8 protein-coding genes are annotated in these 9,233 nt (G+C 37.9%); 3 read left to right on the top strand and 5 right to left on the bottom strand.

The features are described 5' to 3' along the window. From BAZSYMA_RS04085 to BAZSYMA_RS04075, 3 genes are all read right to left on the bottom strand, one after another. Window positions 1-382, bottom strand: a 382-nt coding sequence (locus BAZSYMA_RS04085; RefSeq protein WP_143243093.1) for a hypothetical protein, incomplete at its 3' end; no start/stop codon positions are given. After that, complete coding sequence (locus BAZSYMA_RS04080) at window positions 366-602, bottom strand: hypothetical protein (protein WP_090715884.1); 237 nt, start codon at window positions 600-602, stop codon at window positions 366-368. The genes BAZSYMA_RS04085 and BAZSYMA_RS04080, both read right to left, overlap by 17 nt. A gap of 79 nt (window positions 603-681) precedes the next feature. Beyond that, a complete protein-coding gene (locus BAZSYMA_RS04075) occupies window positions 682-2,268 on the bottom strand; it encodes an ABC-F family ATPase (protein WP_090715881.1) in 1,587 nt (528 codons plus the stop codon). Window positions 2,269-2,553: 285 nt separating this feature from the next. On the opposite strand from BAZSYMA_RS04075, the gene ftsW reads away from it, so the two are divergent. Together ftsW and murG are read left to right on the top strand one after the other, a co-directional pair. Next, window positions 2,554-3,681 carry a putative lipid II flippase FtsW gene (gene ftsW, locus BAZSYMA_RS04070; RefSeq protein WP_090715878.1) on the top strand — a complete coding sequence of 376 codons (1,128 nt, stop codon included), beginning with the start codon at window positions 2,554-2,556 and terminating at the stop codon, window positions 3,679-3,681. Continuing rightward, entirely contained in the window at window positions 3,674-4,699 is a 1,026-nt protein-coding gene (gene murG / locus BAZSYMA_RS04065) for an undecaprenyldiphospho-muramoylpentapeptide beta-N-acetylglucosaminyltransferase (RefSeq protein ID WP_090715876.1), read from the top strand. Before ftsW ends, murG begins: the two co-directional genes overlap by 8 nt. Here murG and bioB read toward each other — a convergent pair. Continuing rightward, window positions 4,685-5,644: a biotin synthase BioB gene (gene bioB / locus BAZSYMA_RS04060; protein ID WP_090715873.1), complete on the bottom strand. Its 960-nt coding sequence runs from the start codon at window positions 5,642-5,644 to the stop codon at window positions 4,685-4,687. The genes murG and bioB overlap by 15 nt on opposite strands. 98 nt (window positions 5,645-5,742) lie before the next feature. After that, a complete protein-coding gene (gene glnA, locus BAZSYMA_RS04055) occupies window positions 5,743-7,158 on the bottom strand; it encodes a type I glutamate--ammonia ligase (RefSeq protein WP_090715871.1) in 1,416 nt (471 codons plus the stop codon). A 548-nt stretch (window positions 7,159-7,706) separates the two neighbouring features. On the opposite strand from glnA, the gene BAZSYMA_RS10365 reads away from it, so the two are divergent. Then, window positions 7,707-9,233: RHS repeat-associated core domain-containing protein (locus tag BAZSYMA_RS10365; RefSeq protein ID WP_241502550.1), on the top strand; the 1,527-nt coding region annotated here is incomplete at its 3' end.

The raw sequence follows: 9,233 nt of genomic DNA, 5'->3' as shown, positions 1-9,233 counted from the left end.
ACTCAGGATTTGAAAGAACCATTAAATGTAATTTTTCAAGGTGTAATTTTGTTTTTTGAGAAATTTCATATCGTCCAAAATCTGTTCCATGAACTTCTCCATTTCGCAGTTGCACTCTTTTTTCACTATTTCTAATTTTAAGTTTTTTAGCAAAATGACACTGATTAAAAATAAACGATAAGTCATTTTCTGTATGATCAAATTCTATTAAACATTCATCTTCAAATTTTGAATTCCAAAAAACTAAATTTGGAATACATTTACATTTTTCCATGTATTCTTTAGAATAAGCATTTGAATTACTCTTATTCTGCTCACCAACAACAAGATAGCCTTGCTTTATTGTTACTTTTTTTGAAAAAATATTATGACAAAAAAGCATTTGTAAAAACGATTTTTTTTGCTTTTTCTGATAACTTATCTGCTTCTCTTAAAAGCTCAATTAAATATATCTCAAAATTAAAGAAATATCTTCGATTGAGACATTCCTTGCTTGGACTCATACCATCTAAAGACTTAAAACATTCTATTAATTCAATAAACTCTTCCAAGGAATCTACCGCTCGATATTGCTCACCTTCTATTGTTAGACAACCTAACATTATATCGAAATTTTCGTTTCTATAAGCGCATCTATATTTTCGTTTCTATAGAAAATTGATTCTAACACAATGACTGGCTTTATTTTTGACTGACCAAATAATCTTCATAATTGCCAGAATAGTAGTTAGCGCCAGTTTCTGTTAATTCTACAACTTTGGTAGATAAAGAGGAGACAAACTCCCTGTCATGACTAACAAAGATAAGTGTGCCTTCATAGTTTTCCAGTGCAAGGTTGAGCGCCTCAATAGACTCCATATCCAAGTGGTTGGTTGGCTCATCCATGACCAACACATTTGGGTTTTGCAACATTAACTTACCAAACAACATTCTGCCCTTTTCACCGCCAGAAAGCGCTTTAATGCTTTTGTCAATATCATTTTTACCAAATAACATCTTGCCTAGAACAGAGCGCATATCTTGTATTTCTTGATTGGGTTTTTTAAATTGTGCCATCCAATCAAGCACACTCATGTCTTCTTCAAAATCGGCACTATGGTCTTGTGCATAATAGCCAATATTAACATTTTCACTCCACTTGATTTTCCCCTTGTCAGCTTCAAGCTCACCAACCAGCGTGCGTAATAGTGTCGTTTTACCGACACCATTTTGCCCAATAATGGCGACACGCTGACCCACTTCAAACAAAAAATTAATATCTTTTAACACCTCCAAACCATCAAAACTTTTGCTTAAACCTTCTACTTCAATAATGTTTCTGTGTAGTGCCTTGTCCTGTCTAAAATTAATATAAGGACTGACGCGTGATGAGGGCCTCATATCATCCAACACAATCTTATCTAACTGCTTTAGGCGTGAGGTCGCTTGCTTGGATTTAGAGGCATTCGCTGAAAACCTAGAAACAAAGTGCTTAAGCTCCTTCATTTTTGCCTCTTTTTTAGCATTATCAGTCTGCATCTTCTCTTGAATAGCGGTCGCTGCAATCATAAAGTCATCGTAATTACCCGGAAAAGTCTTTAACGCACCATAATCCAAATCCGACATATGTGTACACACACCATTTAAGAAATGCCTATCATGCGAAATAATGACCATTGTGGCTTTACGGGCTTTTAACACCCCTTCTAGCCAGCGGATTGAGTTGATGTCTAAATTGTTAGTCGGCTCGTCAAGTAATAAAATTTCAGGATCAGAGAATAAGGCTTGTGCCAATAGCACACGAAGCTTCCAACCTGGTGCGATTTCGCTCATTAGTCCATAGTGTTGGTCTTCAGGAATATCTAAACCTAAAAGCAACTCACTGGCTGAAGATTCTGCCATATAACCGTCCATTTCAGCAAATTCCATCTCTAATTCTGCAACCTTAACACCATCTTTTTCGCTCATCTCTGGCAAAGCGTAAATACGGTCTCTTTCTGCTTTAATTTTCCAAAGCTTTTCATGACCCATAATAACAGTATCCACCACACGAAAACTCTCAAAAGCGAATTGATCCTGACGCAAAACACCCAAACGCTCTCCATCACTAATGCCAACCGTACCGCTCGTTGGCGTTAATTCACCCGTTAAAATTTTCATAAAAGTTGATTTACCACAACCATTAGCACCAATCAAACCATAACGGTTGTTATCGGAAAACTTGATAGAAATATTTTCAAATAAAGGTTTTTCACCAAATTGCATGGTGATGTTAGCAGTAGAAATCATAGGTTATGTATTTAGAATTTATAAAACGCAACATTATCCCATATCAGGCGTCAGTCCAACTTAAATAAATAGAAACCTTTGCGTAAATAAGGATGATTGGCAAAATCCAATTTCTGCCCAATTGGTAATTTATTTAAACCTTGTCCTAGCAGGGCTAAGGCTGGGTTTACCCTCCTAGAGAACTGCTGGGTATCGCTGGAAAAATCGCCAAATAGGTGAAAAGTGGGTTTATGGTGATTGTTCCTATTTATACAAAGGTCTCAAATAGGATAAAATGCAAGACTTATGTTTGACACGATTGAACAAAAACCCGACAAAAAATTATTACTTGCTATTTTGGCATTAACCCTATTTGGTTGGATAATGTCATCTTCTGCTTCAGTTGGACATTTCGGTACTTTTTCTTTCGCATTCAAGCAAGGTGTTTTTATTCTTTTAGGTATTGTTACCGGTGTTGTCATCTTGAGATTGCCACTTTCATTTTTTAAAAGACACTCCCTACTCGCCTTTGGTATCACGCTTTTCTTGCTTTTTCTCGTATTTCTACCTGATATCGGTGCTGGAAAAATTAATGGTGCTTATCGTTGGATTGATTTGGGAATATTTAATTTTCAACCTTCTGAAATGATGAAGATGGTTATGATTTTATTTATGGCTAATTTCTTAGTTGAACAAGAAGAATATATAACCAAATCGTTAAAGGGTCTTTTCAAGGCTATATTTATTGTTAGCTTGTCTGGCGCACTCACGATAGCGGAAACCGACCTTGGCGCCACTATCATTATTACTGCAACGGCACTTATTATGGTGTTTATAGCAGGTTCTTATGTTAAAGAATTGTTTTATATTGGCACTATAATTCTATTTGGACTTTCTATTTTTGTTTATTTCAACCCAGCAAGATGGGGCAGAGTGATATCGTTTTGGACTAATGATTTATGGGGGAAGGATGGCGTATATCAAACCAAACAGGCTTTACTTGGTATTGCTAGAGGGGATTGGTTTGGTACAGGTCTAGGGTCTGGCATTCAAAAATACACCAAACTACCAGAGCCTCATACCGATATGATTTTTGCTATAACCGGTGAAGAGCTTGGCATTGTTGGCATGTTGTTTATCTTATTGAGTTTTGCTTATATTTTAACCAAAGGCTTTAAGATTGCTGCTAAAGCATCCAAAGATGGTAGAAAATATAGCTATTATGTTGCTTATGGTATTTGCTCATGGTTTGCTATGCAAATTAGTGTCAATATTGCGATGAATATCGGTCTAATGCCTATTAAAGGCTTTACTTTGCCACTCATTAGTTATGGTGGTAGTAGTATGATTTTTACCATCACTGCACTGGCATTGTTACTTAGAATAGATATGGAAAACAGAGCGGGTTATAGCAAACGAAAGTCCTATGTTTAAAACAACACAAAAAAAAACTATTTTAATAATGGCAGGTGGCACTGGTGGGCATATATTTCCTGCTCTAGCAATCGCTAAAGAATTAAGCACGCATTCTGTTAATGTTGAGTGGCTAGGCTCAAAGCGCGGTATGGAAAACATACTTGTGCCTAAGCACAATATCAAGCTCCACAGCGTAAGTGCCGTTGGTTTGCGTGGTAAAAATCTATTAACACTTGCCAAAGCGCCTCTTTTGTTGTTAATCGCCCTATTCCAAACCTTTAAAGTGTTTCTTAGTCTTAAACCTGATGTGGTGCTAGGTATGGGTGGTTTTGCCTCAGGACTTGGTGGCATAGTAGCATGGTTGCTGCACACCCCCCTAGTGATTCACGAACAAAACTCAATTCCTGGGACGACTAACAAAATTCTCTCCAAGTTTGCCACACAAACTTTTCAAGCCTTTGATGGTGTATTTAGTGGTGCAATCACTTCTGGAAACCCTGTGTTGTTTAAAACTAAAACGAATAGCGCTAATAATGAAAAACTTAATTTATTGATTGTTGGTGGCAGTCTAGGCTCTAAACCTATTAATGATATTGTTAGCAATCTGAAACTTGATATCAATATTTGGCATCAAACTGGCAAACAGCACTTAGAGGCTGTTAGGAGTCAATATAGTAATAAAAACGCAAAAATAACCCCATTTATTGATGATATGGCGCAAGCCTACGCATGGGCAGATGTGGTTTTATGTCGTTCTGGTGCGATGACAGTATCAGAATTAATGCTATCAGCCAAGCCAAGCATTTTAATCCCCCTACCTCACGCTATTGATAATCATCAATTTTATAACGCTAAAATTTTAGCCAATAATAATGCTGGAATATTGATTGAACAAAAAGATTTAACGCTTGAATTACTTGAAAAAACGCTACTTAAACTCAACAAAACACAGATTCAGAAAATGTCAGAAAACGCCAAAAAACTGGCAAAACCTGATGCTGCAAAATTAATGAGTGATTATTTAATGACTGTTTAACAATTGTTGATTGATACCCAATCTCTCAAATAAAATCTGATCGGTATTGGTATCCGGGTTATCCGTTGTTAGTAACTGATCGCCATAAAAGATAGAGTTTGCACCCGCAAAGAAACACAGTGCTTGCAGTGCTTCCCCCATCTCTGTACGCCCCGCTGATAGACGCACCACTGATTTTGGCATCATGAGTCGCGCCACAGCAATAGTACGCACAAACTCGCTTTCTGTTGGTGGCTCAATCGCCTCAAACGGTGTACCAGGAATTGGCACTAAGAGATTTAACGGCACACTGTCTGGGTGTTTTTCTAAATTAGCCAAAGAACGCAACATAGATGCCCTATCAGTCTGACCTTCGCCCAAACCTAAAATGCCACCACTACAGACATGAATATCCGCATTTTGCACGGATTCTAAAGTATTTAAACGGTCTTGAAAGCTACGCGTGGTAATGACATTTGAGTAATTCTCTTTTGATGTGTCAATGTTGTGGTTGTAGTAATCTAAACCAGCCTCTTTAAGGGTAAAGGCTTGTTCTTGCGTCAACATACCCAAAGTGACGCAAGTTTCCAGCCCCATCGCTTTCACACCTTGAATCATTGGAATAACTTTATCCAAACTTTTATCGGTAGGATTGCGCCACGCAGCGCCCATACAAAAGCGTGTTGCGCCTTTATCTTTGGCTTCTTGTGCTTGCTTAAGCACCGCATCAACTTCCATTAATTTTTCACGCTCTAAACCTGTATCGTATTTAGAACTTTGTGAACAGTACGAGCAATCTTCAGGACAAGCACCTGTTTTAATATTCAACAACGAGCTAACTTGCACCTGATTTGGATTAAAGTTTTTTCTATGAAGTGTGTGCGCTTGAAACAACAAATCATTAAAAGGCAGTGCAAATAAAGCCTCAACCTCTGCCAGAGCCCAATCGTTTCTTAATTCTTTCATAAATTATCTCATCAAATAATTTTTGCTATTTTACAGACTTTTAGACATAAAAAAGCCGTGCTAAAACACGGCTTTTTTATTGGTTAAAACTAAGCTTATTAACAACTGTAATACATATCAAACTCAACAGGATGCGGAGAGGCGCGCAATGCTGTTACCTCTTCCATTTTAAGCTTGATAAATGAGTCAATCACATTATCCGTAAACACACCGCCTTGCTTTAAAAATTCACGGTCTTTATCTAAAGCCTCAAGTGCTTGACCTAATGAACCACAAACTCTAGGAATAGATGCCTTTTCTTTCTCTGACAATTCATATAAATCTTCATCCCCTGGTTTGCCTGGGTCAATCTTATTTTTAATGCCGTCAAGACCTGCCATTAACATCGCTGCAAACGCAAGGTATGGATTGGCTGTTGGATCTGGAAAACGCACCTCAATACGACGACCTTTTGGATTAGACACAAAAGGAATACGAATAGCAGCAGAACGGTTTTTAGCTGAATATGCTAACATTTCAGGTGCTTCAAAGCCTGGCACCAAACGCTTGTAAGAGTTAGTAGAGGAATTGGTAAAGGCATTAAGTGCTTGAGCATGCTTGATAATACCACCAATATAGTAAAGTGCCATCTGACTCAACTGACCATATTCATCACCATCAAATAAGTTTTTACCATCTTTGGTGATTGACTGATGAACATGCATGCCATTACCATTATCAACCGCAATTGGCTTAGGCATAAAAGTGGCTGTTTTGCCATACATATGTGCTACATTATGGATGCAGTATTTTAAGATTTGAGTCTCATCTGCTTTCTTTACCAAAGTATTATACAAAGCACCAATCTCACATTGACCTGCTGTACCTACTTCATGATGATGCACCTCAGTGACCACCCCCATCTCTTCAATGGCTAAACACATTTGTGAGCGCAAATCATGCAACGAATCCACAGGTGGTACTGGGAAGTAGCCGCCTTTAATTCTAGGACGGTGTCCCTTGTTGCCACCTTCAAAATCAGAACCCGACTCCCAGTCTGCTTCTTCAGAATTAATTTCATAAAAGGCTTTACCCAAGCCAAAACCTGTATCCCACTTGACACTATCAAAAACAAAAAACTCCGGCTCATTGCCAAAATAAGCAGTGTCACCAATCCCTGTTTCATTTAAGTAATCTTCAGCGCGCTTGGCAATAGAACGAGGGTCTTTTTCATAGCCTTTCATATCATTTGATTCAATGATATCGCAAGTAATATTCAAAGTAGATTCTTCAGTAAATGGGTCCAAGACTGCCGTTGCTGTATCTGGCTTCATAATCATGTCAGATTCATTAATTGGCTTCCAGCCAGCGATTGAAGAGCCGTCAAACATTTGCCCTTCTTCTAACTTCTCAGCGTTAATGGTGTGAGCTGGTACACTCACATGTTGTTCTTTACCTATAGTATCAGTAAAACGAAAATCAATGAATTTTACTTCGTTATCTTTTATCATCTTCATTACATTTTTTGCAGACATATCTTCTCCTATTTTTAAATTAGTTAGTTATTAGCAGTTATTGTTAAGCAGTCTGCACCGTTGCAAACAAAATTGTTTTTGTTAAAAAACAATCGCGTAATTCTACCCTATTTTTAATGCAGAATACTCAAAATATCACCTGTTTTGCAGTTTTTTCTATCCAATATCTAAGATTATCACGCCCATTATTTTCAATCCAGTCATAAACCTTATAATTTTTTTTATACAAAAGTTTTTTATAAACGCTCAAAGGGTTTTTTCTATAATTACCAAAAAAAATTAACACCCAGTGAGACCTTTACATGAATAAAAATAATCATCAAAAACCCACTTTTTACCCAATTGTCAATTTTTCCAGCGACACCCAGCAGTCCTCTATGAGGGTAAACCCAGCCTTAGCCCTGCTAAGACAAGGTTTAAAGAAATCATCAGTTGGGCAAAAATTGGCTTTTGCCAATCATCTCTATTAAGATAGAGATGATTTTATAAGGCACAATCCTTATAATGCATACTCTTATAAATATTAAATTAAAAAAGCGCTAGCAATTATGAACACCCTAGAACTTTATCACCAAACTTATATCCACGACACAGGCAACAACCTAACCCACCTTTTACACCAAGCAAACAGTAGCATCTGGCAACAAATCCTGACCATCCACCCAAACAACAACCGCGGTACTGAAACCCAGCAATCCACCAGCGACTTTGATGCCAACGGCAACTTACTAACTCTTGACAATATTGGCGACCTAGATTGGCACTACAACAACACGCTTAACCAGCTTACTAAAACAGACAAAAGCAACACTACAGAGTACTATGTCTATAACTACCAAGGTAATCGAGTTCGTACTGTAATTGAATCTGACCACCAAGCGCAAAACCAAAGAGACTACCTGCCTTCACTAGAGATTTCAACCAACGAAGCAAAACAACAAAGTAGTACCCTGCACATCGGCACTCACATTCTGAGTGAAAGCAGTAAAGACAACACACAAAACCCCACTCAAACTCGCTACCAACTCATCAGTCACCTACAGTCCAACACCTTAGAATTGGATGATCAAGCCCAAACCTTTAGCTACGAACATTACTATCCTTATGGCGGCACTGCCCTTATCGCTGGCAAAGACAAAACCAAAGTGCAACAAAAACGCTACCGCTACACAGGTAAAGAAAGAGACGACAGCAGTGGTTTGTGCTACTACGGTGCTAGGCACCTAGCCCCTTGGTTGGCAAGATGGATAAGCCCCGATTCAGCGGGTGCGGTTGATAGCCTAAATTTGTATATTTATGTGGGTAATAATCCCCTTAAATACACAGACCCGACAGGGAACGTTAAAGTTTACCCACCTAACACGAGTTTACCCCATTATGAAATAGATGTACTAAGTCCAATTGAAGGTGCTTATCAGAATAATAATTTATTTTATTTTCCTGAATCGTATGAAAGACTGGAAAATATTGTCAGGACTTATCCTGCTGATAAACTGAACTTGTTAAACACTAGTACAGAATTTTTCATAAAATCAGAAGACAGTAACGGGGGAGCGCTAATAGTTAAAGCCCTTTCTTGTCCGCCTTCTGATACTTTTACGAATATTATGAACTTTTCCACAGGGGGGTTAGTTTTTAATGCAAATTTTAAAAATATAAGACAAAATCGTCGTTCTGGCTTGAACGCAACAGAGGTAATCTCTTATCAGTATTTAGGGATGACAAAAATAGCAGGCGCATTAAATATGCTGCCTAAAACAATGCTACGCCAGTCTATAATCAACCCCAGCACACAAGAAGCAATGAGGATTTATCGAACGGATAAAAATTACTCAAGGTTTTATCGTAATTTTCTTATCGAGAGTGATAATGGCAGATCTTCTTTAAGGATTGCCAATACTTTTAGTCTTGAGGTGTCCTCTGTAGAATTAGAGGCTATTGGCAATAATATTCGCCTACATTTAAAACCAAAAATGCCTTTAATATCTGCTGAAGAACCCCTACCACCTCGTGAAGGTATGCGTGAATATTTTGCACTTGCTAAAATAAGGCGACAAAAAAACCACTGTGCCATA

Source organism: Bathymodiolus azoricus thioautotrophic gill symbiont (assembly GCF_001298715.1).
Lineage (GTDB): Bacteria > Pseudomonadota > Gammaproteobacteria > PS1 > Pseudothioglobaceae > Thiodubiliella.
The sequence above is the reverse complement of the archived record's forward strand: the minus strand, read 5'-3'. Positions and strand labels throughout refer to the sequence as shown.

Excerpts from the sequence above, each read along its gene's own strand:
- murG (WP_090715876.1), top strand. The coding sequence starts at position 3,674 with ATGTTTAAAACAACACAAAAAAAAACTATTTTAATAATGGCAGGTGGC.
- BAZSYMA_RS04080 (WP_090715884.1), bottom strand. The coding sequence starts at position 602 with ATGTTAGGTTGTCTAACAATAGAAGGTGAGCAATATCGAGCGGTAGAT.
- BAZSYMA_RS04075 (WP_090715881.1), bottom strand. The coding sequence starts at position 2,268 with ATGATTTCTACTGCTAACATCACCATGCAATTTGGTGAAAAACCTTTA.
- ftsW (WP_090715878.1), top strand. The coding sequence starts at position 2,554 with ATGTTTGACACGATTGAACAAAAACCCGACAAAAAATTATTACTTGCT.
- bioB (WP_090715873.1), bottom strand. The coding sequence starts at position 5,644 with ATGAAAGAATTAAGAAACGATTGGGCTCTGGCAGAGGTTGAGGCTTTA.
- glnA (WP_090715871.1), bottom strand. The coding sequence starts at position 7,158 with ATGTCTGCAAAAAATGTAATGAAGATGATAAAAGATAACGAAGTAAAA.